This window comes from Paenibacillus sp. GYB004, assembly GCF_036577605.1.
Lineage (GTDB): Bacteria > Bacillota > Bacilli > Paenibacillales > NBRC-103111 > Paenibacillus_AB > Paenibacillus_AB oceani.
Genome location: NZ_JARBDB010000057.1, coordinates 62,105 through 87,052, shown reverse-complemented (window position 1 = coordinate 87,052; position 24,948 = coordinate 62,105). Strand labels below are relative to the sequence as shown.

The window sequence follows — 24,948 nt, the reverse complement described above, 5'->3', positions numbered from 1 at the left end:
GAGGATGGAATTCACGGTACGAATGAATCAAGTGATATACCGATTGTACCACAAAAGCTTGAAATAAAGATGAATTTGCGTCCTTGTCACATGCGGCCGGTTATGATATTTTGTCGGTAAGATCGTAGGCGACGACTGCCCTGCGAAACTGAAAGCACTTACATCTCGTCCCCTGCGATCCAAAAGCTGGAGGTGGGAAAAGATGTCAAGGAGACGATCCGTCAAGGTATGGAGTATCTGTCTGTGCGTATGGTCGCTTCTGGTTGTTCAGCTCGCCTGGGCGGAACCGGATGCGCCTGCAAGCGGAGGAGGAGGGCAATCGATGGACAGCGAGGTGTTAAGCTTCACCAACCGCATAGCTGTCGTACCGCAGACCGGACACGTTCCGGCCGTAGACGGAACAATGGAGCCTTTATGGCAGTCGGCATTTCAGGCGGACGGCTTCGTCACCATGTTCGACAACCACCCGGCCGGGTCCGGCACCAAGCTGTATCTACTGTACGATGATGCCAATCTATATTTAGGTCTGGAGGGACTTTATGAACAGCCGGGGACAGCCCCGGACACGGAAATAGTGGAGGTATTGCTGGCCCCGGGAACGGCCCGTGCCGACGTATACCGGCTGACAATCCCGATCGCGAGCGGGGATAGTCCGATCCGCAGCAATTGGGGGACGGCGGTAAAGGAACTGCAGGGAGCGGCGGTTCAGATCGGCCGGGGGGCCGGTTCCTGGACGGCGGAAGTGAGAGTGCCTTTCCAATCGCTCGGGAAGACGGAGCCGGCCGAGGGAGAGATGTGGTCATTTAACGTGATGCGTTATTTTGGAATCAACTCGGAGCCGTTCAGCTCTTGGGCGCCGATCCGCAGTTCCTACATCGTGGATCAGGGAGGCAGCTCGATCAGCCTTGTCTCTCATGTGCTGAACGAGTCCCGCATGGCGCCGTTATACTTTGTGAGCACGCCTCCCTTACATGACGCGCCGGGCAGCCGTACCGAGCGGTGGCAGCCCCCGAACGGAAAGCTCACCTATGTGAACTACACGACGAAACAATTCGCTGTGAACGGCAATGCGATTCATAACGGGACAGAAGTGCGCCTGGCGTGGATATCGCCGGATGGCGTAACGACCCGCCTGGAGCCGCCTGCCGTGGAGAAACGGGGCGGGCAAACCTTTCTTACGTTTAATCATCCGAAACCGCTGGCAGCGGGACAATACCGCTTGCAGGCCGGTTTCCGGCAAGGAAACGGCATCTACCATTACTTCGAGCTGTCGTTCGACCGGAACGCGCTGATCGAAGCCGGGGATAAGCAAGCTTCGGGGATCGTTTTCCCTGCGGGGCCGATCCGGGAAGTGTTGAATGCGCCGGCTTCCAGTCATGTCGAAACGGTGATGCGGCTGATTCCGGAGAAGACCGGCTTTATCTTTACCGGACTTCCGGAAAATCCGACGCTTTCCCCGTATCAGCTGTACAGCTGGAACGTGCAGAACCCGAATCAGATCGTCTCGAAGACGACCGGGACCGTCTATCCGAACAGCACATACCCGGAGACGCATAAGCTGACCGTAACAAACCGAAAAGGCGAAACGGTCGAATACCCGTATTACGAAGACGGCGAAGGCCGCAAATATTTTCTGACCGCCCATCTATGGTACTTCCAGAAAGACTATACGCTGCGCGAGACAGCCAAAATCGCGGCGACGGATCCGCTGGGAGCGGCCCGTCTGTTGAACCGGTGGGCCGACGTTTACGCCGGATATTTGCCGACCAACGACTATTACTGGACCAACTACCCGGTCGTCAGCGGGCCTCCTTACCATTATTGGGGCGGGGTCTGGTACAGGTGGTATACCGGAGAGATGACGAATATGAGCTATCTGATCAACGCATACCGCGATGTGCGCAAGACGAACGCCTTTGCGTTATTAAGCGCGGAGCTTGGCTTCGATGTCGAGAAGAAGCTTGTGGAGACGGTGTTTGAGCCGTCGTTCGACTTCGTCCGGTCGTTCCCGGTGCTGAATCACAATATGGAGTATACGACCTGGCTCGGTCTGGTCCGGATGGCCAAAGGCTCGGGACAGCCTGCGTACATGCACGAAGCGGTGGATCTCATTCAGGACTTCGCTGCGAACAACTTCCTGTCCGACGGGTTCTGGAAAGAGGTGACACTCTCTTATCACAATCAGTCGATTAACGGTCTGGTGCATAGCATGGAGGAGGCGAAAGGGTGGAGCGACCCCGCCGGCTATTTGTCTCCCAGGGACGGCCAGCGCCTGGACAACGTCGATATGACGGGGACGTATCCCGCGCTCGGTAATGCGCTTAACATGAAAAACGTAGTAGCTTATCCGAACGGCAGTTATGTACCCATTCAGGATACGTGGGCGAACGAGAAAACCGCGTTGCCTCGCACCGATCTCGGCTCCTATCTGCTGCCTGGCTCGGGCATATCCCGGCTTGCGCTAGGAACGGGCGGCCGGCAGTTGCAAACTTATTTGCAATTCACGCCGAAATACGGCCACAACCACTACGATCCGCTAAACTTAACCCTGTTCGCGCAAGGACAGGAGCTGCTCCCGGATATCGGGTATACGCATACGTTTTACCGGAGATGGACGTCTTCGACGCTTGCGCATAACACGGTCGTCGTCGACGGGGAGGATATGAATCTGAGCGGACAAGGGCTGCATGGCGGGCGGATCGAGTCGCTGGTAACGGGAGACAGCGGCGTACAGATCGTCCGGGCCAGCCAGCCGGATGCCTACCCGGTAACGGACGAATACAGCAGGGAGCCCTGGGTCATTCCGTTCGGAGACGGCGAGTCGGCGGAGGACGGCTATGTGGTGGATCTGTTCCGCATAGCGGGCGGCAGCCGCCACGAATATACCCTCGGAGGCGATGCGAACCGCGACGGCGTATTTACAACCGACGCGGCTATAGAGCCTTACGGCCCCTATTTGCTCCCGGAAGGGACGCAGGTGACGATGCCCGAATCCGAGAACGACACCGGTTCCGCGCAGGGGAACTATTACGGTTATATTTACGTGCAGGACGTACAGCGCGCGGAAATTCCGGACGGCCGCTATCAGGTTACGCTCGAGACGAGCGACAACGGTACGGATCAAGGGAAGCTTGCGATTACCGGTTTTACGGACGCAAGCGGGGAGAACGAACTGTTTATCGGCCGCTCGCCCTCGCTTCGGGCGACCCGTCTATCCGGCACATCCAAAGATATCAATACCGAAGCGGTCAAGTATTGGATGCCGAAGCTGGTCGTAAGAAGGAGCGGCACCAATCTGTCGAGTACCTTCGTCCATATCATCGAGCCGTACAAGGGAGCGGGTCCGAAAATCGAATCAGTTGAGAAATTGGTACCCGACCTGCCCCATGAAGGCGGGGTTGCGCTGCAAATCCGTTACGGGGCGATAACCGATACGGTGCTGAGCTCGTCGGAGTCCGGTGCGACGCTGAAGGTAGGGGACATGGAGCTGAACGGCAAATACGGCTTTATCCGAACCGAAAACGGTACGGTGACGAAGATGGTGCTCTCGGAAGGAACGCTGCTGCGCAAAGGCGGTGAAACGCTAACCGGTCCGGGGCCGGCGACCGGGACGGTGACGGACGTAATGCGAATCGTTAACGGCGATCCGGCCGATGCGATCGTTACCGAAACGGCCGTGCCCGCATCGTATACGGGCAGTACGCTTGTCGTCACTCATCCCGACGGCAAAACTCACGGCTACAAAGTGAAGGAAATCCGCCGCGAAAACGGGAAGACGTGGATCGTGCTGGATCATACGGATTCGGGCTGGGATTACAGGCCCGACGGCAGCTCGAGAATGACCTCGCATCCGTTCCTCGAATGGCAGGGCATGCATACGTTCCGCATCGGCAACGTGTCGGTCCGTTAACAGCAAAGCGCCTCCGGACGTTTGAATGAATCCGGGGGCGCTTCTGCGCGTTTCTGTGTATTTAGGGGGTCTTAAGCGGTGCAGTCGTAAAGTGCGGATCGGATCGTTGCTTCCGGCAATATTAATTGACACGCCCCTTGTATTTGCCGGTATGCAGCAGGCTGATCTTCACTTCGATCTCGCTGATCGAATCCGGCGTCAGCAGGAAGTCGCCCCTCGCGTGCCGCTCCCGCCACAATTTCGGATGGTTCCGGTACAACACCTCGTCAAGCTTGAAGATGTCGGCTTTAATCCGCAGCCCTTTCTTATAGGTGGCCATAATTTCTTCCTTGATCACTTGCGCCGCCTGGTCTTCGATTTCCTTTTCCGTAATATCGCGGATCATTTCGTCCAAGTAGGCATGCAGTTTGACGTGAATCTTATATTTGACGTCGCCGTCGATAACGGCTGTCACTTTAAACTTGGGCTTGGTCAGGACGAGTGCCACGGCAGGGTTGGAATCGTTCGGTACGTTGATGGGCGAGCGTTCCAGTTTTTGCTGCAACCAGCGGTATCCTGCCAGGTCGTTCTCGGGCAGCCAGCCGATCATATCCAGCTTTCGAAAAAAATAGGCGCCGTTAATTCGCAGCATCGACTTTTTTTTCTGATCTTCCGTCCAGTCCCCCTTGGCCACCGTGATGGAAGGCAGCATGATCGGTGATCCCGCCTCGTTGAATTGGGCGATCAGCTTAAACCCGTACACCGGCAGGATAAAAGATCGCTGCGTATATATTTGCGAGGGCGTGCTCATCACCGTATCGATCGGCGAGAAGTTAAGCAGCGATTTTTGAATGAAAATATCCCGCAAGTTATCCTTCGTTCCGTACAACAGCACGTTATAGCGAATTTCGCGATACCGGTTCACCATATCGTAGGCTTCTTTGATGCGTTGACCGTTCTGCATAAAACTTTCGGTACAGACAATCGCTTTGATATGCCCCCAAAATATCCGGATCTGGGACGTGGAGTAGATGTCCGTGAGCGATTCGGTAACGGTAATCCCCTCTCCCTTGCCCACCCATACCGGCACCGATTTGCCGACCTGCGATGTTTCCCCCTTGGCGACGTTGGAGAAGTTGAGAACCTGCACATAGCTAACAATTTTGCCGTCCGCATAATCGAAGCCGAGCGCGGTAACGTAAGCCATCTTCTGGACGTCTTTGGAGTTCCAGCATCCGCTGACCAGCAGGGCGAGCATCACCGCCGCAAGCATAGACCCGATCGATTTCAAGGCTCCTCCTCCTTAGCGTAATGGTCCGAATCGATCGTATGCAACGTTTCCGGTCTTGTACGCCGCTTGCTCCACGGCATTCTCAAGAAGGACGACAACATATCCTTGAAGATCGGCGGAGAGAGCGGAGCGAGGAATGGAACGCCGAACGAATGCAGTCTGGACATGTAAAACGTAAGCAGGATCATCGAAAGGATGAGCCCGTACATGCCGATCATCGAGCAAAGCAAAAAGATAATCAGACGGATGACGCTGACGACCGTGCTTAACGTCTGATTAACCAGCGTCGCGCCCGCCACCGCCGTCATTGCCCCGACGACGACGACTGACGGAGAGACGAGACCTACCCGGATCGCGGCGTCCCCGATGATCAAGCCGCCGACGACGGTAAGCGTTTGTCCGATCGTGCTCGGCAGGCGTACTCCCGCTTCCCGGAAAATCTCAAGTATGATCAGCAGCAGAAACATCTCCATCTGGGCGGAGATCGGCAGCCCGAGCCGGGCTACCGCAATGGTTGCCATAAGCCGGAACGGAATCTGATCCTGATGGAAAGCCGACAACGCTACCCAAAAGCCCGGCAAGTAGACGGCAATCAGGAAGCTGATCAGACGAATGAGCCGCGAAAACGTCGTATACTGGAACGTAAAATGAATATCTTCCGGCGATTTCAGAAGCAGGGAAAAGTTGCTGGGCCCGATCAAAACGATCGGAATGCCGTCGACAATAATGACAAACCGGCCCGCCAGCAGACTGGATACCGCATAATCCGGCCGCCCGGAGTTGTCGAACGACGGGAAGAGGGAATACTTCGCATCCGCCAGCGCCTCTTCGAGCTGGCTGACGCTGTATATGCCGTCCACGTCGATCTTGCTCAGCCGGGAACGGACTTCGTTTAAGATTTTCGGCGAGATGATGTCCCGAATGTACAACAAGCCTATTTTCGTTTGGGTTCTCCGCCCCAATAGCGTCGTTTCATAACATAACGTATCGGTGCGTAGACGTTTGCGGATCAGCGCCACGTTAACCGAGACGTCTTCGATAAAGCCGTCCTTCGGACCTTTGATCGATATTTCCGTGTTGGATTCCTCCGGACTCCGCTCGGGGCGGCTGCCGATATCGATCCGGAACATCTCGCCCTGACCGGGGAAGAGGAGAACCAGATTGCCCTGGAAGACGGAAGCGGAAATCTGATCGATTTCGGTCCGGCCTTCAAAAGGGATCAGGGGCAAAAGCCCGAACAGCCGGTTCGAGCCGATATCGGCAAATTTCGTCTGCTGGTAAGCCTGATGCAGAGAAGGGAGGATCGTTCTGCCGATCGCTTCGTTGTTGCATAATCCCTCTGTATAGACCAGAACGACGTCCGACGGTTCGTTGTGCGGGCCGAAACGGTACGAATGAACCTTGACGTCGGAAGATAAAGCGAATATATTTCTCAGCTTCTGCTCCGTCCATACGGTCGACTCGTTAGGATTCGGATCGTTCATGCCGGATCTCCCCCTTTTTCCTTGACCAGAACGCTATGCTGGTAGTTACAACGCTAAGCAGCAGTGTGACTACAAGCGTTATGGGAAAATAGGATTGGTAAATGCGCAAATAGAGCGCATTTTGAGAATTCGTAAACAATATACAGCCAACATAGCTTAACGTAAGCCCCCACAAAAACAGCTGACGGACTTTCGGGCTGTGAATGGGCAGCAGGTCGGCCAGCAAAAACATGGCCACACTGATCCGTACGGTTGCTCCGGCCAGCCATTGGTAGACGGATAAAAAGTCGACATGTTCGATATAATCGCCCAATCGGACCAGACGCCACTGCTCATAAGGAGATACCATCTGCTTCGCCGCTTCTTGGGGACCGAACTCCGTAATGGCCCCTACGATCGGCCCTAACGTAATAAAGATGAGAATTAGCGCCAGAAGCATCAGTTTCCATGACTTAATTCCCGACTTCATCCGATGTTGCAAAAGGATAATTAAAAACAGCTCCGAGAAGCTGCCTCCGGCGAATACCATACCGTGGTAAACAGGCTCCCAGCCGTTCTCGAGGAAAGGCTTCAACATTCCATAGTCTTTCTCCGGCATATTCGCAATCGCAACGAAAAAGCCGAGTCCGATGACGGTCGGAAGCAAAATGCCCGAGCTGATCGCAATGGCCTTAAGTCCGTAATTGGCCGCATACAGGCATACCAGCACCAAGACGATCGTTAGTACCGATGTCGGGGTGGCAGGCAAATAGTTCGTGGCCGTCCAGGTGACCGTCTGTTCAACAGTCATTCCCCCGATCAAGTACAACTGCAAGATGATAGGGGCTAGCAGCAACCAGGAGATGACCGGAGAAGTCTGTTTGGCTAACCAAGGCTGAATTCTTTCTCCATTGGCAGAGCGCATAATGTAAACGATCAGCGCGCACCAAGGGAGGAACCAGAATGCGGTGCAGATGACTGCAATCCATGCATCGCGCCCGGATGCGTCCAGCAACAGCGGATTTACGATGACGTGATCGGTCAAGCCGTTCATCAGCATCAGAATCATGCATAATTGCAAAAAGTTGATTTTGCTATTGGACCTGCTCATGGGCATCGCACTTTCTATCCGTAATGATCGATCACTTAGTACGCTTTCCCATTTCTGCCCGAAACATGCACCGCTGCGGAAGTTCTCCGGCATGGCGGGGCCGGGAGCGGACAATAACAAACAGCCTCCTTTCACTACCGTGAAAGGAGGCTGTTTGTTCGGATTGGGCGGATCAGCAGCTGCCGCCGATGCCGGGTAATGCTTTGAGCTGAATGCCGTGCGGCATCGTTCCTACTTTAATTCGCTCGCCGATCTGACGCGTCTGCGTATCGATGACGGCGACTTCGTCCGAGCCCGCGAGCGTGACGTACGCTTTGGACTGCAGCCGGTTGTAGGCGATATGGCGGGCGCCCGGCAAATCCTGAATCGTCTGGACCGGTTTGCCGCCTGCGAGGTCGACAAACGTGACCGAATTGCCTTCCATGGACGTGACGATGCCGCTTTGTCCGTCTTCCGCGATGACGACATCGGTGGCGCCGGCTCCGACCGGAATTTTGGAGAGCAGCTTGCCGTCCTCGGTATTGTACGTTTCCAGGTTGCCGTCCCCGGCGGTCGGAACGAACAGCTTTTTGCCGTCGTCGCTTACTTTGACGGCTCGCGGCGTTTTGCCGGTTTCGATCGTAAGCACTTTTTCTTTCGTTTTCACATTAACGACGTACACCTTATGATTCTCATGATCGCTAATATAGAGCTTGTCGCCGAACAAAGCCATGTAGTTGGTCTTCGCCCCGGCTCCCAGATCGATTGTTCCGGCTTCCTTGCCCACCTTCGTATCGACGAGGTAGACGAACTGGTCCGCCACCGCCGCGACATACAGCGTCTTGTTGTCCGGCGACAGCACGAGCCCGTGAGGCATCGGGCCGACCGGGACTTCCTTCTCCACCTTTAATGTCTGCGTATTGATGAAGGAGATTGTGCTGCTGTTCATATTGGCCGCATACGCTTCCCGCATCGTACTCGAGAAGACGACCGTCGCCGGTGCTTCCGACAGCTGGACGGAGCCTACGACTTTGCCGGTCGGTACGTCGATGACCGACAGCTTGTTCTCTTTCTCGCTCGGCACATAAAACTGGACGGCCGTCAGCTTCCCGGCTTCTCCTTGCGGCGCAGCGGCGCCCGCTTCCCCCGTCTGGGGGCTTCCGCCTGCCGACAGACGCTGGCGCGCCTGTTCTTTCGTCTCCATCGCACATCCGCTCAGAATCAAGACGAGCGCTACTCCAATTGCGATAACCCGCTTCCTTTGTCTCATTGCAATTCTCCTAGTCGATTTGCTGAAATTAATCCTTGTAACACACTCGGGATAGGTGTATTATACTAGGGAAACGATCTAGGGCGCAAGATGCAGAAGGTCCGGAAGGAGAGAAAGATTCGATGAAAAAGAAAATGGCACTTCTTTCATTGGTAGTACTTGCGGGGATTGTCGGAGCCTGCAGCAGCAAGCCGGACGGCAGCGCAACGAATGCGGCGGGGGGCTCGAATACAGGCAACAAGGCGGTTCAGGAAGTCAAAGCGACGGACCCGTATCCGAATGCACAGCTGATCGCCGATGTGAAATGGGTAGAGTCGAATGCGAAGGACGCAAAGGTCAAAATTATCGACGCCCGTTCCAAAGGATACGAGCAGGGTCATATTCCGGGGGCGATCTCGATCAATTCCGGTCTGCTGAAAGATTCGAAAAACAACTCCATTATTTCGAAAGAAGCGTTCACCGAGCTGGTCCAAAAGGCCGGGATCAACAGCGACTCGACGATCGTCGTGTATGACGAAGCTTCGGGCAACGGCGCAACCCGCGTTTTTTACGCACTCGAATATTACGGTCTGAAAGATAAAGTAAAAGTGCTTAACGGCGGATATGCCGCATGGACGGCCGCCGGCAAGGAAGTGTCTACGGAAACTCCGGCTGTTGTCAAGGGTAATTTCGCTCCACAGCCTAATGACAAGCTGATCACTACGAAAGCGCAGCTACTGAGCGCCGATCTCGCCCAGTGCACAGTGCTCGACACCCGCTCGGCGAAGGAATACTCCGGCGAAGATCTGCGCGGCAACAAAAACGGCGGACACGTCAAGGGCGCGGTCAACACCGAGTGGAGCGAGGCGATCGACCAGACTCCGGCGGACGGGGTGCCGAAGTTCAAAAGCTACAAAGACCTGAACGATATTTATACGAAAGCCGGAGTGACGGATAAGGAAAAAACGATCATTCCGTACTGCCAGACGAACATTCGCGGAGCGCATTCCTACTTCACGCTGCGTCTGCTCGGGTTCCAGGATATTCGTCCCTACGAAGGCTCAATGGCCGAATGGGCTAACGCCGACGATACGACGCTGGTGAAATAAGGAGGAAGCCGCATGCCGCACAAAATCGAAGAAGTCTCTCACCTGGATTGGCAGGAGTTAAAGGATATACTCGAAGACCCGAACCGTACCGCCGTCGTGATCGACGTCCGGGAACCCGAGGAGTACGAGGCGGCCCATATTGCCGGACTTCCTCTCATCCCGATGGGCGATATTATCGACTGGACCGAGAAGCTGGATCCGGAGCAGGAATACGTGTTCGTCTGCAGAAGCGGACGAAGAAGCTTTGAGGTCGCCAAATATTTTCAAAATAACGGCTTTTCCAACGTTCATAACTTTGCCGGCGGCATGTTGAGCTGGGCGAACGAAGGCAACGGCATTGAAACCGGTGCCGCGGAGCCGATCGAAACATACGGACTCGACAAATCGAAAGGGGTTAACGGACAATGAGCCTAACCGAACAACAATTGCTGGAAATTAAGCCCGACCATATCGTAGACGCAGTAGGGGAAGTGTGCCCGCATACACTGAATCTCGCTTTGGACGGACTTCGCAAGGCAAAATCCGGAGAAATCGTCGTCGAGATTACCGATCACAGCATCGCTACGAAGACGATTCCGGCTGCCGTTAAGATGAACAAAATTGGGGAGTTTTTGGGTGTCGCCAAAAAAGGCGGACAATACCATATTTTCGTGAAAAAGTCGTAATGAACTAAGGAAGGTTGGCTCCGATGGCTTACACTTGGGATGTTTTTCTGCTGGCCGCATTTTTCGGATTCAGCTACGGATTTTTGCTGCAAAAAGCGGACTTTTGCTTCGTCGCTTCGATTCGCGACTGGATCAGCGTGCGCGATACGCGCATCTTGAACGGCGTGCTCGTGCTGATGGCTACCGCCTTGCTGGGCTGGGCGCTCGTACTGACGACCGGCGCCAAGGGGATCGCCGACTTGTGGACCGTGCCGATCGGCGGAGCGAACCTGCTGGGCGGACTGCTGTTCGGGATCGGCATGACGATCGCTGGAGGTTGCGGCTCGGGCACGTTGTACCGGTGCGGCATGGGGTATGTGCAGTTCTGGATCGTGCTTCTGTTTGCCATCGCGGGCAACCTGCTGTTCGCTCTGATCTACGATCCGTGGGCGCGCGATGCGATCGAACCGCTGACGGTCGTCGAGTCGGGGTATACGCTGTATCATTTGCCGCTGCCCGGGTATGTGATACCGGTTGCTATCGTAGTCATTATGGTGGCGATCGCAGTCGCCCGGTTCGGTGTGAAAGGTTTTGTGCAAGGGTTCAAAAGTGCCTTGACCGACTGGGAGGGCAATCCATTCAAGCAGTCGCACTGGGACATTCGTCTCGTGGCGTTTCTGATCGGGGTCGTCGCTACGGTTCAATTCGCGCTGATGTCAAACGTCGGCATCACCGGTCCGGAGACGCGGATCGGCGCGGTGGCCGTCGCTCAGATCTTCGGGGACGATTTCGTGTTTAACAACACGTATCTGAACGCGCTGTTCGCCGACTTTCCGAAAGTAGGGCTCGGACCAGAGGAGACGCTAGTCATCTTCCTCGTCATCGGATCGCTTTCCGCCGCCTTGCTGAGCGGTAGCTTCAAGCTCCGCTTCCCGCGCAGATCGCGTCTGCCGGCCGCCATCTTCGGCGGTTTGCTGATGGGGATCTCGTCGCGGATCGCGCCGGGCTGCAACATCGCCAACGTCATCACCGGTGTCGGTGGGCTGTCGATCAGCAGCGTGCTCGTACTGGTCGGCATGATTATCGGCATTTTCATCGTCGTCGCTTATGTGTTCAAAATGCCACTGATGCTGTTCAAGCGGGACGATTCGTTCGGAGCTTGAGCGAAGTTAGGATAAGAAGAGAAGCGGGAGGACAACGCAGGCTTCGCCTGGGCGTTGTCCTTTTTTTTGTGCGGCGCAGCTCGTGAGGCCCGCAGCTGGATAAGCAGGCCGAAGCTTCCGCTGCCGAAACAGCCGGGGGGGGGTTATTTGTAGCTCAAAAGGTCGCCTGAATTTGTTTTAGTAATAGATCGGCAGCGGCGGAGAACGTATGGTGAGAAAGTAAAAATTATCCTAAAAAAAGATATCAAAGTCCAATTACAGTAATTAAAGTTTGTAATAATATATTCTCTGAAATGTGTTAAATTTCCACTAAAGGTGAGAGGAGGATTTTTATAGGAAGCAATGTAAATTTTATTTAAGTAATCAAATGATATTCGATTTGCAGTTAATTCCGGGAAAGTGTCATTTTATTCATGAAAGGTTGAGTAGAGTGAGAAAATTAAAAAGTAGAAAAATGTTTAAGGTGGTACTTTTATTCTTGATCTGCGTTCCTCTGATACAATGGAGCGTTAGCAATGCAAATGCCGGTAATGACAACGCAACGTTTAATTCTCCATTAGTATCTACATCAGTAAATGAAAGCGTTTACGATATGGGAGAATATCATCTCTTCTTTAATGATAAAACAAGTAATAGATATCAAAGTATGGAAGCAAAGTTACATCGAAAAATCACAACATTAAGTCATGCTTTGTTCGCGTTGATTAAAGAAGCTAATCATGATCTTACATTATCTAAATCGATTAGCAATACATACTATCAATATAAGATAGTACATGACAAAATAATTCGAGAATCCAGCATTGGTGAAGATATAACTACCATTGAAAGAGAATTAAATGATTTAATAAATGCATACTTAGCCGCAATTGAAGAATTTTCTGGGGAATTGAACACTAGTAACATCATGTCTTTTTCAACAGTAGACGGAACGTTATACACTGAAATGTGGTTCCCTGTAAATATGCATACCAATGGTCAAAAGACATATAGCTTTGTTCCGCTGGATGACTTCACTTATCGATTCTATACAGCTGCAATTCAACAGAATAATTACGTGAATACTTACCTAGAGCTGTTGGATCAATACGGGAATGTCCTTGCTGCAAATGATGATGCCAGTGGCTCCCCCTTTTCTACTGTACTCATTCAGTTGACTGCGAATACACAGTACTTCGTTAGAGTGTATGCCACAAGTGTAGACTTTCCAGATCAATCCATTCCAGTTTCTTTTTTATTGGGGGCATTATTTGAGAATGGGGTTGCAGGTTTAATTGCATCGGAAAATGGGGTTGCTGATATAAGTTTGAACCCTTATCAAAATGCAGAATATTATTATAATCCGAGTGATATTGGATTTTATACAATAATGGCAGATTACATTCATGGCGGCAATATTATATCTGACCATAATCTCTCATTATTCTTTCTTGGGGATGATAACCGACAGATAGGTTTATCTTCAGGACCATTTTCAAGTATAAGTGGTAATTTTGTTGAAACAGATTATTATTATAAAATTCATATTGATAGCATTAATGGACCAAACGCTGAATATACACATCTTCGATTAAAGACATTTAAGTCGATGCCCACTTACACTTGGATCACAGAAAACTATTCAGTCCATATGGATATACCAGCAGGATTGGTTGGTTTCCATAAATTTATTCCTGACGTTACTGGGGTTTATAGTATTATTACACTACCGTTTGAGCGCTCCCAAGATGATTCTGTGCTAAGGTTATATGAAGATCCAAACTTAAATTATATGATCGGTTATAACGATGACAAAAATCTTGGGTCTGATAATAGATTCTCCAGAATCGACGCATATTTAACTGCAGGATATACATACTATATTGGAGTCTATGGATATCAAGGTAGCCCCCTCTCAGCAAAACTAAAGGTTATGAGATCTGAGTTTGTAGACGATACACTAGCACCAAACCCACCTGATAACCTGTCGATTATAGGGAAGACCTCCAATTCCGTTTCTTTATCGTGGACTAGCTCAACTGATGATCTTATAGTGACAGGTTATAGTATTTATAATAGTGAAAAGTTCATTGGGAGCGTGACTGAAGCAAGTACGACAACTTACACCGTTCCCAATTTAGAGAGTAATATTACACACACTTTTACTGTTAAAGCAGAAGACGTAGCAGGAAACATGTCCGCTAGCAGCAATTCAGTTTCGGTATATTTCGATACATTGGCCCCTACGGCTCCAACCAATGTGTCCGTAGTTCATGCAGGTGCATCAGCAATTACGTTAAGTTGGACTCCATCAATAGATAACGTAGGTATAGCGGAATATGAAATTTTTAATGGAAGTTCGGTAGTTGGACTTGTACCAGCGGGTTTGAACTCGTTTACTATTGGAAACATAAACGCTAACATCCCATATACATTCATGGTCAGAGCTAGGGATACATCTGGAAATATATCTGCATGGAGTAACGCTATCACTGCAATCATAGACACAATTCCGCCTTCCGTCCCTACCAATCTTCAGGTCAGCGGAAGGTCTGCAAATACTATAACACTTACATGGGCGGCATCGACGGACAACGTAGGGGTTAGTGGATATGACATTTATGATGAGTCGACATATGTTGGAAGTGTATTAGCAGGAACTAATTTTTACACGATCAGTATCACTAATCCTTATTTAAATTACGTATTTTCCGTAAAAGCTAAAGATGCCGCTGGTAATTTTTCCGATGCAGCGACTATCACTGTTACGCCTAAACAAGAATATCAGTATAATTCAATTGGCAGATTAGAAAGGATCCTCTTTCCCAATGGTATGACTATTGAAATTCAATATGATTTAAACGGTAACCAAATAGGTAGAACTATAGGCAATTGAGGGAAACCTAGTCAATGGAGGGATTAACTTTGAGGAAGCTAGTTACTATATGGTTGATCTTAACTATGCTTATTTCTGGGCTGTTACCAACAATCGGATTCGCATCGACAACAAATTTACTAGAAAACGAATCAAATTATAACCCGGAAGAACCACCTGCTCCAATAATATTGCATTCTCCAAGTGGTGGTGGCATTGGTAATGAAAGTAATGTGTCTCAGACTGTATATGGAAATGTAAGCGATTCAGTTTACCGTTCTAACTTATTCTCATCGACTCCAGAATATCCGCAAAATTATGACCAAATTGCTGCACGAAATATTAACATAAAAACGGATCAGGCACCTTATAGTATAAAAAGTGGAGGAGGAAGCGTTTCTACATTAACGGGGGGGCTATCTGTTACATCAACAGATTTAGTCTTACCAGGTAGGAATGGACTATCCTTTGCACTTACGCGATCTTATGACAGTACCTCGTCTCAGTTCTATGATATGGACACAGAGAATCATGATATTTTCTACTACGCTGTCTTCGGGTCATTAAATATAACATACGATAGAAAAAACCTAGCTGGAACGGAATTTTATGCGTTCGATTCGGTGATAATAAATCAGGCAGACCTAGGTTTTACACCTGAACCTGGGAAAATCCTTGGAAAACCAAATGCATATGAAAGGAATAATTTATACGTTTATCCTGAATCTTTTTATGCATACTATGTGAAAGAAAATGAAATTAATTCTAAGTATAGTGAAGCCTATTCAAACTTTGATTATTGGCAAAAGAACCAGATTGGTCCTGTTTTTACAATTCCTTACTACGGTCCTTATAATGATGGTTTTTATTATAAGGCATGGGCATCTTATGCCCCTTTAATATTGTCTCCACCTCGTCCTGTAATGAAGAAACTATATACAGGCATATTCAATAAAACAATTGACAAATCTTATGAAGAAAATATTTTTCCAATAGGGAAAGGATGGTCTTGGAACATTAGTTCCATTCAATCAAAAAATGGTAAAAGGTATTTGCATCTCGCTAATCGGGGATCATATGAAATAAATGGTAGCAATCAATTAGTTGGTTACCCTTGGAAAGACTTGGTACTTTATAACAATACCTCAGTCACCGTGAATAACGAAACTTCGTCACATGAACTAAGATCCCTTGATAAAACAAGTCAATATTTTAATGGAGAAGGAAGATTAATTCGGATTGCAGATGTACATGGGAATACTGTAGATTTCACTTATTCACAAATAACTCCCTATGGAAAAGTTCTTACCAGTATTAAAGACGCTATAGGGAATACTATCAATATTTCATATACTTCGACCAATGTTGTTCTTACACAAGATGACAAGACTGTAACCTATAATAAACAGATTATTAATGGAAAGGAATTTCTTGGTGGCGCGACAGATTCGCAAGGCAGGACAACGAGTTATTCCTATCAAGTATCTAATGCGCAGTTCAACTTTCCTTCAAACACGAATGCCAATCAACCTGCTAATAATCCATATGGACTATTAAAAACTATAACTCATCCTACAGGAGCAAAAACACAATATCGGTATGAGGCGAATCCTGTTACTCGATATTTTGGACCGATTGGGTATAACCAAGCTTACCGTGTTCATCAAAAATGGGAAGAGACTGCTGGAGGATCTGGCGGTAATTTCAATTTTGAGAGTTTCTCATATTCCGGGGATATTGGGACCTATGGTAGTAGCTATAATCTTACAACGACTGTGGACAATGGCCGAACCCAAAAGTTGTATCAAAACTACAAACAACATGTTAATGATGATATTCCAGCAACCTATTATACTCAAAAAATTACTGAGAGATCTGGGAATCTAAGTCGAATTGAACTAAGGGATTACGACTATTCTCTTTATCGCTCAGTACCAAAGAAATCCACTACATATGTTGAAAACATCAGGCAGGATGGTTCTGTAGAAAAAACCGAATTTGCAGTCACAAGATGGGAGTTTGACGAATATGGAAACATTACTAGCCGGACGGATCCGAACAATAACGTCACCCTAAACTCCTACGATTCAAGCACACATCTATTAAAAAATGTTGTATTTCCTGTTCAAAATGGGTTAAGTCAGTACATGGAGATTGAACGGTACCCAGACACAAACAGAATCATGGAAATTAGAATTAAAGAAAATGGTTCAGCAGGTACTTTAAAAGCTCAGACTAGTTATACGTATGATGCACGAGGAAATCCAAGCACTGTTACTATTAAAGATGATGATGGGCGGCTCATAGTAGTTACTAATTCATATGCAAATCTAGTAAATGGTGTTGATTACAATGGTGGATACCTTACTTCACAATCAATCGTTGCAACAAACTATATTGATAATGTCACAGAAACATTAACTCAAAGTTTTGAGTACAATAAATCAACTGGTGAACTAACAAGATCTATAGATGGAAATGGTAATGATACAGAATATTCGTATGATCTAATCGGTCGATTAAAACAAATAAAGTATCCTGACAATGGAGTCCTTACCTTATCATACGATGATACATTACATCAATTAACAGTCGTAGATCCGACAGGCGTAGCTTCGGTAACAAAATGGAACGAATTTGGATGGAAGAAATCCAGTGGACTTTTAGGAAAAAACCCTGAAGAGTATGACTACGATAATTATGGGCGTTTACTATGGTATGAAGATGGAGGAAATAATCGAACCAATTTTGTGTACGATAATTGGAATCGCCTTGTAATAACAAAACATCCAGGCTCGAGTGCTGCCCTTACATGCAACGATAATGCTTTCACTTGCATCACATATGACGACATTAATCAAACGGTAACGACAAAAGATGAGGAAGGGAACATTTTTAAAGAGTATTATGATTTAATTGGGAGGATCTCACGTATGGAGACCTTCAATAATTCTAACCAACTCACAAGTTCAGTTAAATATTCATATGATTTTGCAGGGAACATCGAATCTTTAACAAATGGTGTTACTGATCCAATTGCATTTGAAAGTGAGAAGACAACTCAATATTTATATGATGTTCTTAGTCGACTAGTTTCTGTTCAAGATCCTGATGGTTATTTGACAAAATATAAATACTCTTTGGCTAATCAATTAACAGAGATTGAGTATCCAGACGGTAACAAGGTACAGAGGAAATATGATGAACTCGGAAGGCTTGTTCAAAAGAAAGACCCTTCAGGCCAGATAGAAATGTATGCCTATGATAATAATAGCAACTTAACCAAAGTTCTAGATCGAAATGGCCAAACAAAAACATATAGTTATAATAATCGTAATTTATTAACATCTAGTTTAACTTCCGATGAAACTATTACTTACGATTATGATACAGCTGGAAGACGTTTATGGGTGCAGTCTAACACTGAGAGAACTACATATTCTTACGATGCAACAACGGGATGGTTAACGAATGTTGGGTATCCTGATAGTCGTTCCATTCAATATGAGTATAACAACGACGGGCAACGGACCAAAATGACTGACCCATTCGGGATTGTAACGGTCTATGATTACGATAGTAGAAATAGACTGCGGGCAGTTGGTCCATCGTTAAACATTTGGGATGTCCAATATGATTACAAAGATAATAACCTCCTTTCAAAGCTAAACTACTTGAATGGGATTTCTGTATCATATGGATATGATGAAATGAATCTTATCACATTAAATCAAACCAGATCTGGTGGTCAATCTGTTAATTCATTTGCATACGATTATGATTTGCATCGGAATATCAAAAGCAAGAGTGAGAATAGCACTACGAATACGTTTACTTATGATAAACTAAACCGAATTGCTGCATCCACACAATTTAATGAACAATATTTTTATGATGCACGGGGGAACCGAACAAGCCACCTCAGTAGTAAACCTATTACTTTTAAGGGTGGAAGTTATCAGTATGATAATCGGAATCGCCTCAAACAAGTAAGTCTTGAAACCGGTGTTCTTGTAAGTTATAAATACAACGGAGACGGGCTTTTGTATGAACGGACAGAGAATGGCACAACTACACGATATTATTATGACGGGGAGAACATGGTTGCGGAAGGAACAGTTGGAAGTACTGGTGCAACTGTTCACAAAGCGAGTTATATCCGAGGAAAACAGCTTATTGCACGTGTAGATGCAAATGGAGGCAAGACGTATTACCTCCACAATGGTCACGGAGATGTGGTAGGACTTACGGATGGTCTTGGTAATGTACTGAACCAGTATACGTATGATATTTGGGGGAATCCTATTACAGAACATGAGATGGTAGAGAATCCATTCCGTTACAGTGGAGAGTTTTGGGATAGCAGCGCGGAACTCCAATATTTGCGGGCACGCTGGTATGATCCTGATATGGGGCGGTTTATTAATGAGGATACGTATGAAGGGGATATCTCGAATCCGCTAAGTTTGAACTTATATACGTATGTGAGTAATAATCCGTTGAGGTATATTGACCCGAGCGGACATATGGGATGTGCACTGGGTAGTAGTTGGTGTAATGATTACTTTAGTGCAGCAGGAGAGTATTTTACAGATAAACTCAAAATGGCGACTGATAAAACTTATAGGGCAACAAAAGCAGTAGCAGATTTCTTGATAGTCGATGATATTAATACGATTATTGACCCAAATGCTTCTACCTTTGATAAAACACTTTCAGCAGCAAGTTTTACTCCTGTTGGTAAATTAATCAAAGGCGGAAAGTTAGTAATAAGTTTAGAAAACAAATACAAGACGGTTATGAGAGAGATAGAGCTTACAGCGGATAATTGGAATGTTGCTAAATATCTTGCATGTAATTGTTTTACAGCCGGTACGAAGGTTCTGACAGACGAAGGGGAGAAGAATATCGAAGACATTCAAGTCGGAGATAAGGTTCTTTCCAAGGATGAGAATACTGGTGAGGTAGCCTATAAAGAGATTACGGCAACTTTCAACCACGAAACGGACGAGATTTACAAAATCCATGTAAACGACCAAGTCATTGAATCAACCTTTAATCATCCGTTTTGGGTGGACGGCAAAGGATGGACGTTTGTCAAGGACCTCAAGATCGGTGACTTGCTTGTTCAGAGCGATGGTAATAAACTCAAAATAGAGAGCATCGAGCTGGAGCACAAGCACGTCATCGTTTACAACATGACGGTTGATGAGTTCCATACATATTTTGTTAGTGACCTTGGAATTTGGGTTCATAATACTGGACCGTGTCGTTTAAGTGCAACGACCCTTGCTACTATGGGAAAAACTAATAGAGGTATTGCCGGATTAGAAGATGCTTATATTTCAAAAGATAAGGTACTAGATACTGTGAAGGAGTTTGTGGGTGAAGGTTATTCAATGGGAGTAGCCCAAAATGGGTATACAACATATGTAAGTAAGAATGGAAACTATGTTGCTAGATATGGCTATAAGAAGGATGGTTCACTAGAACTAAATTTAGAAAATGATATTGGCGGTAACTTCCATATTGAAGTGAAATAATACAAAGGTGGGGGTGTTTATATGGTGATACCTGTGCTTAAAGGTATTGATTATATCGGAAACACAGATGACCTAGATAATTCTAAAATAAGGGTAACTGCATATATTTCAGAAGAAAATGATATAGGGGCAGACTGCTTTCATTTCCAAGTGATTTCCTCCGAATATCTAGCGAAATTTTTAAGTGAAAATAATACTTTTGATGGCAGGGCAACATTTATTGTTAATAAATTTGATATAACTCAGTTGGAAATAGAAATAAATAAAATATTGAAGGATTGCATTCGCCCTACTTGGGATGAAGTGGCAAAAGCTATTAATCGTCATTTGAAATGGGAATATGACAATATTAAATATATGACGAGTGAAGAAATATTGACAAAGATTGATCAAGATAAATAATAACTAATGCCTTGAGGGTGACAATCCTCAAGGTCTTTTTTGTATAACTCACATTCCGCACCCCTACGACTCTGAAAATGGCGAATTTTGGTGTATGCTAGAGTCATAGAATCGAGAGCCGGGTCGGGAGCGGATGATGAACATGCAAATGGAAAATTTCTATGAAGTCGGTTATCTGCCGTTACTCAGCGGCATCCTGAACGATCTGGGATTGCGCCGGAAAATCTATGAACGCGTGCCGGTGGATCGGCAATGCCGAACGACTGTTGGCGAAGCCGTCCAATTACTGGTGCTCGACATGCTGAGCGGCCGAAATGCCTTGATGAACGTGGACAAATGGGCCGCGGAGCAGGATTTGGATCAACTGCTTCGTCCAGGTTTGCAGGCGTCCTGGTTCAATGACGACGCACTTGGACGCCACCTGGACCGATTGTATGAAGCGGACATCCATCAGCTCTACTCCGCCTTTCAACTGCATGTGTACCAGCACGAGCGCATCCCGATGAGCGTGTTTCATGGCGATACGACGAGCATGTCCGTTTACGGCGCGTACACGAAACCGAGCAAGGCGCTGCAGATTGTCGAAGGGTACAGTCGGGACCGGCGAGGCGCCAAACAAATCCAGTTCGGGTTGATCGGAAATAGCGATGGGATTCCCCTTTATGGCGATGTGCACGACGGAAACACGTCAGACAAAACCTGGAATCCGGATGTGCTGGAGAAACTCCATGCGCAGTGCGCTGCCGTAAAGCTGAACGATTTTGTTTACGTCGCCGATTCGGCTGCGATGAGCAAGGCGACCCTCGACGCCGCAAAAGGCGCAAGCGCCTATCTTTTGACCCGCGCGCCCAACCAATTAAAAATCGTCAAAGCCGCACTGGCGTCTGCCGATGCACCGGATGCGTCGTGGTCCGAGCCGGTGTCGTTCGTCTCGTCCAAGGAAGGCGCCACGTACCGCTGGCGGGCCGCCGAGGCCGAGCATGAAGGCCATGGGCTTCGACTGATCGTGGTGGAGTCCAGCGCGCTAGACAAGAAAAAGGAAAACACATTAACCCGCGAACGAGAGGCTGAATGCGATCGGCTGATGCAAGCCGCAAAGGAAGCCGCCCAATCGCCGTTTCACTGTCGGGCCGACGCAGAACAAGCTGCCGAAGCCTTCCGGGAGGGGCAATCGTCCCGGTTTCATCAGGTGGACGTGACCGTTCGGCCGCAGGAAATCGTTCGCAAAAAACGTGGACGTCCGAAGCTAGGCGAAGTTCCCCAAGTCGAAACGGTCTACGTTGTGCAGGCCGCGATCACACCGGACGAAGCACGGTTTCAGGAAGCTCGAAGACGGGCGTCCCGCTTCGTGCTGGCTACCACCTTGCCATCCGAGTGGCGCGGCGAAACGATGGATGGGACGACGCTTCTCGGTTTGTATAAAGGGCAGATTCACATCGAAATGAATTTCTCCTTTTTGAAGGATCCTGTATACACCGACGAAATATACCTGAAGAAGCCGGAGCGCGTGAAGGTGCTGGGGTACTTGTTCTTGCTCGCGCTCACGGTTTACCGGGTATTCCAGCGACGCATCAGGCTGCACATCACCGAGCAAAACCCGATGCACGGGTCGGGAGGCCGGATTCTGCGCAAGCCGACAGCCGCCGCCATCTTCCAAATCTTCAAGTACCGGAAGGTCGTCGTGTTTCGCCTGCCGGACGGGACCCGAACCCGACAATTCGCCCGCCCCTTGAGCAAAGAGGAGAAGCGCGTGTTGACCAGTCTCGGTTTGGATGAATCGGTTTACCTCGGCTAATCGAATCGACTTACTCCAGCGGTGGTTTGCTCCTTGGACCATCGCTACACCCGTTTAGCGGCTGGTTGACCTCTAATAATTCCATTCGCTACCACATACTAGGGGTGCGGAATGTGAGTTACCTCATTTTCTTATGGGATTCAATCCGCTTGAAGGTGGGGACAGTTTGACGCTTACACTGTAAAGTGGAGGACAAGGTCTTTTTCCTAAAGAAAAATCAATTCTAAGTGGGTTCAAAAAATCACAAATTGACTTGGGGACAGTCCCTTTGTTTTATAAGAACCCCTCAGTTCGAAGGGGCTCCGGGATTTCAGAGCAACAAAAAGACCATATGCTGATTCTCCCGTACGACCTTTACACGATTGAGAAAATCAAAGTAGGATTTAAATGAATCGTCACACTGGGTCTGCGAACGATGCCGAGCGAAAGGCCTGATGGGATGGGGCGTATCAGTCGACTGCCAAGGCACCGACTTTGAGAGGTTAACCGGGTTTCATCGCCAAATGCGATTGTCCTTTACAACCACCCTTCAGTGGAAGTCTTCGATGTCGTATCGCTCTTATTTGAGCGGCAACGGCTTGCCTGTAAGAAAAATAGCGGTCGCTTCCTGTCTAAGTTTATTATCGATGTTCGTATTACTTCTATATTTCTTAATCTTCTTATTACTGGCCTTCTTATAATTGGGGTAAAAATGCTCGCGGCGCGCAGCAACGCCGAGTGCCGCACGTTGGGAGTTACACCGGGTGTGGGAAAATTTCAATCCTGTGCACGCGCAGCTTTTTGGCCAGCGCAGCGGCTTGAACTCCACTGTGCTAAAGTGGGAAAAGGGGTCCAGTTTGAGGTAGAAGACAGCTTGTAAGAGATCAAAGGGAAGGGGTATTGAAGCGGAAAGTTTGAGTGTGAATTTGGCAAGAAACACGCCAAAATTACACTCGGCCGCCTTAGAAGTCGTGTTGTATCTATCCATAACTCCTCCTCTAAGACAATGAGCAGCTGTAGCGAAGGTACCCGACTCTTCCACGCACAAACGTATGGGTTTGCACATCAAGGGACCGTCCGCGCGCCTTTTAACAGAATGTTTTTCTTAAAAATTTGTCCTCGGAGGCTATAATGGAGGGAAGAACTGCAGACTTGCTGTCCGGAAGTCTGGAGCTGTTCAGGAAGCTAACAAGCCCTATACTGGCGGAGGGAATTCCTATGTTGGATTTGTCGCTCGACGAGCCGGAATTGTTGAAGCAGGTCGCGCATGCGCTGGCCTCCGACGTCCGTCTTGAGATCATCAAGCTGCTCAATCATCGCAAAATGAACATTATCGATATAGCCGAGCAGCTAAGCTTGCCGGTATCCACCGTCGCTCTTAACGTGAAAGTGCTGGAGAAAACCGGGCTGATCGTGACGGAAACGCTGCCGGCCAGGCGGGGAACGATGAAAGTATGCTCCCGCAATTTCGATCTGGTCCGGATGAAACTGCATACGACGCTTGGCAACCATAATCCGAAAAACTGCTATACCGTCGAAATGCCGATCGGCCATTATTCGGACTGCGAAGTCGCCTCCACCTGCGGGATGGCGCTCGAGTCGGGAATCGTGGAGCCGAAGGAAGATCCGTCCGTCTTTTATATGCCTGACCGGGTATCCGCGCAGCTGATCTGGTTTCGGCAAGGCTACGTGGAATACAAATTTCCTGCGGCGTTTCCGCGCCAAGCGTCGATTCAATCCATTCAGTTTGCGATGGAGCTATGCTCGGAAGCGCCGACCTACGACCATGACTGGCCTTCGGACATTACACTCTGGATCAACGATACCGAGATCGGCACCTGGACATGCCCCGGCGATTTCGGAGACCGCAGAGGCAAGCTGAACCCGGATTGGGTGACCGATGCGGTGACGCAGTACGGGCTGCTGAAAACATGGAAGGTCACTGGCAGCGGAACTTATTTGGATGACGTGCTGCTGTCCGGCGTCACTTTGCAGGAGCTGAATATCCGGGCGCGTGCGCCGGCGCCGGTCAAGCTGCGGATCGGCATTAAGCCGGATGCCGTCAACATCGGTGGCATCAACTTGTTCGGCAGACGGTTCGGGGATTACGAGCAGGATATTATCATGCGTGTAATGTACGAGTAGCGCGTTGGCGGGAAGCTGGGAAACGGATGGGTAGAAGGACAGGAGACAGGCACGGAGGCGCCAATCGGACGGGATTCGTTCGGAGGCGTCTTTTTGGTGCATATAGAGTTTAAGGAGTTGGCTGGTCTTAGGGGAGGCTGTTGCTGGGAAGGAGTGGGGCGGAAAGAGTTGGTGCGGATGAAGTATTGTAATGTTTGATTGTCGGAGATGATGGTTTGATACATGTTTGATGAAATAAAACTCTTGATTGATGGCGTTTATGATGCTATTTTTATTTTATTACAATATATATGTAATGAATGAAGGGCATTCCGATCGTCAAGCAAGCGGGG

Annotated in this window: 15 protein-coding genes; 10 read left to right on the top strand and 5 right to left on the bottom strand. The window is 48.5% G+C overall.

Annotation, left to right across the window (positions count from 1 at the left end):
* The first annotated feature begins 202 nt into the window (after positions 1–202).
* The gene (locus PV433_RS23710) at positions 203–3,910 is read left to right on the top strand and encodes a heparinase II/III domain-containing protein (RefSeq protein ID WP_332074509.1); all 3,708 of its coding nucleotides are present in this window, start codon (positions 203–205) and stop codon (positions 3,908–3,910) included.
* A gap of 121 nt (positions 3,911–4,031) precedes the next feature.
* Here the strand turns inward: PV433_RS23710 and PV433_RS23705 are convergent, their stop codons facing one another.
* The 4 genes from PV433_RS23705 to PV433_RS23690 all read right to left on the bottom strand — a co-directional run bounded on the left by PV433_RS23705 (position 4,032) and on the right by PV433_RS23690 (position 9,003).
* Positions 4,032–5,180 (bottom strand): Ger(x)C family spore germination protein, encoded by a 1,149-nt coding sequence (locus PV433_RS23705; RefSeq protein WP_332074508.1) that lies wholly within the window; start codon positions 5,178–5,180, stop codon positions 4,032–4,034.
* Positions 5,177–6,664, bottom strand: a complete 1,488-nt coding sequence (locus PV433_RS23700) for a spore germination protein (RefSeq protein ID WP_332074507.1) — start codon at positions 6,662–6,664, stop codon at positions 5,177–5,179. The genes PV433_RS23705 and PV433_RS23700 overlap by 4 nt, the downstream gene beginning before the upstream one ends.
* A complete protein-coding gene (locus PV433_RS23695) occupies positions 6,645–7,754 on the bottom strand; it encodes a GerAB/ArcD/ProY family transporter (protein WP_332074506.1) in 1,110 nt (369 codons plus the stop codon). Before PV433_RS23695 ends, PV433_RS23700 begins: the two co-directional genes overlap by 20 nt.
* Positions 7,755–7,926: 172 nt before the next feature.
* Positions 7,927–9,003, bottom strand: coding sequence for a YVTN family beta-propeller repeat protein (locus PV433_RS23690; RefSeq protein ID WP_332074505.1), 1,077 nt, complete (start codon positions 9,001–9,003; stop codon positions 7,927–7,929).
* Between the two features lie 122 nt (positions 9,004–9,125).
* On the opposite strand from PV433_RS23690, the gene PV433_RS23685 reads away from it, so the two are divergent.
* The 8 genes from PV433_RS23685 to PV433_RS23650 all read left to right on the top strand — a co-directional run bounded on the left by PV433_RS23685 (position 9,126) and on the right by PV433_RS23650 (position 22,492).
* On the top strand, positions 9,126–10,091 hold the full coding sequence (locus tag PV433_RS23685; RefSeq protein WP_332074504.1) for a sulfurtransferase: 966 nt from the start codon (positions 9,126–9,128) through the stop codon (positions 10,089–10,091).
* A 12-nt stretch (positions 10,092–10,103) separates the two neighbouring features.
* Positions 10,104–10,499: a rhodanese-like domain-containing protein gene (locus tag PV433_RS23680; RefSeq protein ID WP_332074503.1), complete on the top strand. Its 396-nt coding sequence runs from the start codon at positions 10,104–10,106 to the stop codon at positions 10,497–10,499.
* On the top strand, positions 10,496–10,756 hold the full coding sequence (locus PV433_RS23675) for a sulfurtransferase TusA family protein (protein ID WP_332074502.1): 261 nt from the start codon (positions 10,496–10,498) through the stop codon (positions 10,754–10,756). The genes PV433_RS23680 and PV433_RS23675 overlap by 4 nt, the downstream gene beginning before the upstream one ends.
* Before the next feature lie 23 nt (positions 10,757–10,779).
* On the top strand, positions 10,780–11,898 hold the full coding sequence (locus tag PV433_RS23670; RefSeq protein ID WP_332074501.1) for a YeeE/YedE family protein: 1,119 nt from the start codon (positions 10,780–10,782) through the stop codon (positions 11,896–11,898).
* Positions 11,899–12,328: 430 nt separating this feature from the next.
* Entirely contained in the window at positions 12,329–14,773 is a 2,445-nt protein-coding gene (locus PV433_RS23665; RefSeq protein ID WP_332074500.1) for a fibronectin type III domain-containing protein, read from the top strand.
* 29 nt (positions 14,774–14,802) lie between these two features.
* Positions 14,803–20,295, top strand: coding sequence for a polymorphic toxin-type HINT domain-containing protein (locus tag PV433_RS23660; RefSeq protein WP_332074499.1), 5,493 nt, complete (start codon positions 14,803–14,805; stop codon positions 20,293–20,295).
* 21 nt (positions 20,296–20,316) lie between these two features.
* On the top strand, positions 20,317–20,697 hold the full coding sequence (locus tag PV433_RS23655; protein ID WP_332074498.1) for an Imm8 family immunity protein: 381 nt from the start codon (positions 20,317–20,319) through the stop codon (positions 20,695–20,697).
* A gap of 136 nt (positions 20,698–20,833) precedes the next feature.
* Positions 20,834–22,492 carry an IS1634 family transposase gene (locus PV433_RS23650; RefSeq protein ID WP_332074497.1) on the top strand — a complete coding sequence of 553 codons (1,659 nt, stop codon included), beginning with the start codon at positions 20,834–20,836 and terminating at the stop codon, positions 22,490–22,492.
* 559 nt (positions 22,493–23,051) lie between these two features.
* Here PV433_RS23650 and PV433_RS23645 read toward each other — a convergent pair.
* A complete protein-coding gene (locus tag PV433_RS23645; protein WP_332074496.1) occupies positions 23,052–23,459 on the bottom strand; it encodes a hypothetical protein in 408 nt (135 codons plus the stop codon).
* 143 nt (positions 23,460–23,602) lie between these two features.
* Between PV433_RS23645 and PV433_RS23640 the strand changes: the two genes are divergently transcribed.
* Positions 23,603–24,616 (top strand): ArsR/SmtB family transcription factor, encoded by a 1,014-nt coding sequence (locus PV433_RS23640; RefSeq protein WP_332074495.1) that lies wholly within the window; start codon positions 23,603–23,605, stop codon positions 24,614–24,616.
* Positions 24,617–24,948 lie beyond the last annotated feature (332 nt).

Excerpts from the sequence above, each read along its gene's own strand:
- PV433_RS23710 (WP_332074509.1), top strand. The coding sequence starts at position 203 with ATGTCAAGGAGACGATCCGTCAAGGTATGGAGTATCTGTCTGTGCGTA.
- PV433_RS23700 (WP_332074507.1), bottom strand. The coding sequence starts at position 6,664 with ATGAACGATCCGAATCCTAACGAGTCGACCGTATGGACGGAGCAGAAG.
- PV433_RS23695 (WP_332074506.1), bottom strand. The coding sequence starts at position 7,754 with ATGAGCAGGTCCAATAGCAAAATCAACTTTTTGCAATTATGCATGATT.
- PV433_RS23690 (WP_332074505.1), bottom strand. The coding sequence starts at position 9,003 with ATGAGACAAAGGAAGCGGGTTATCGCAATTGGAGTAGCGCTCGTCTTG.
- PV433_RS23685 (WP_332074504.1), top strand. The coding sequence starts at position 9,126 with ATGAAAAAGAAAATGGCACTTCTTTCATTGGTAGTACTTGCGGGGATT.
- PV433_RS23680 (WP_332074503.1), top strand. The coding sequence starts at position 10,104 with ATGCCGCACAAAATCGAAGAAGTCTCTCACCTGGATTGGCAGGAGTTA.
- PV433_RS23675 (WP_332074502.1), top strand. The coding sequence starts at position 10,496 with ATGAGCCTAACCGAACAACAATTGCTGGAAATTAAGCCCGACCATATC.
- PV433_RS23670 (WP_332074501.1), top strand. The coding sequence starts at position 10,780 with ATGGCTTACACTTGGGATGTTTTTCTGCTGGCCGCATTTTTCGGATTC.
- PV433_RS23655 (WP_332074498.1), top strand. The coding sequence starts at position 20,317 with ATGGTGATACCTGTGCTTAAAGGTATTGATTATATCGGAAACACAGAT.
- PV433_RS23650 (WP_332074497.1), top strand. The coding sequence starts at position 20,834 with ATGAACATGCAAATGGAAAATTTCTATGAAGTCGGTTATCTGCCGTTA.
- PV433_RS23645 (WP_332074496.1), bottom strand. The coding sequence starts at position 23,459 with ATGGATAGATACAACACGACTTCTAAGGCGGCCGAGTGTAATTTTGGC.
- PV433_RS23640 (WP_332074495.1), top strand. The coding sequence starts at position 23,603 with ATGGAGGGAAGAACTGCAGACTTGCTGTCCGGAAGTCTGGAGCTGTTC.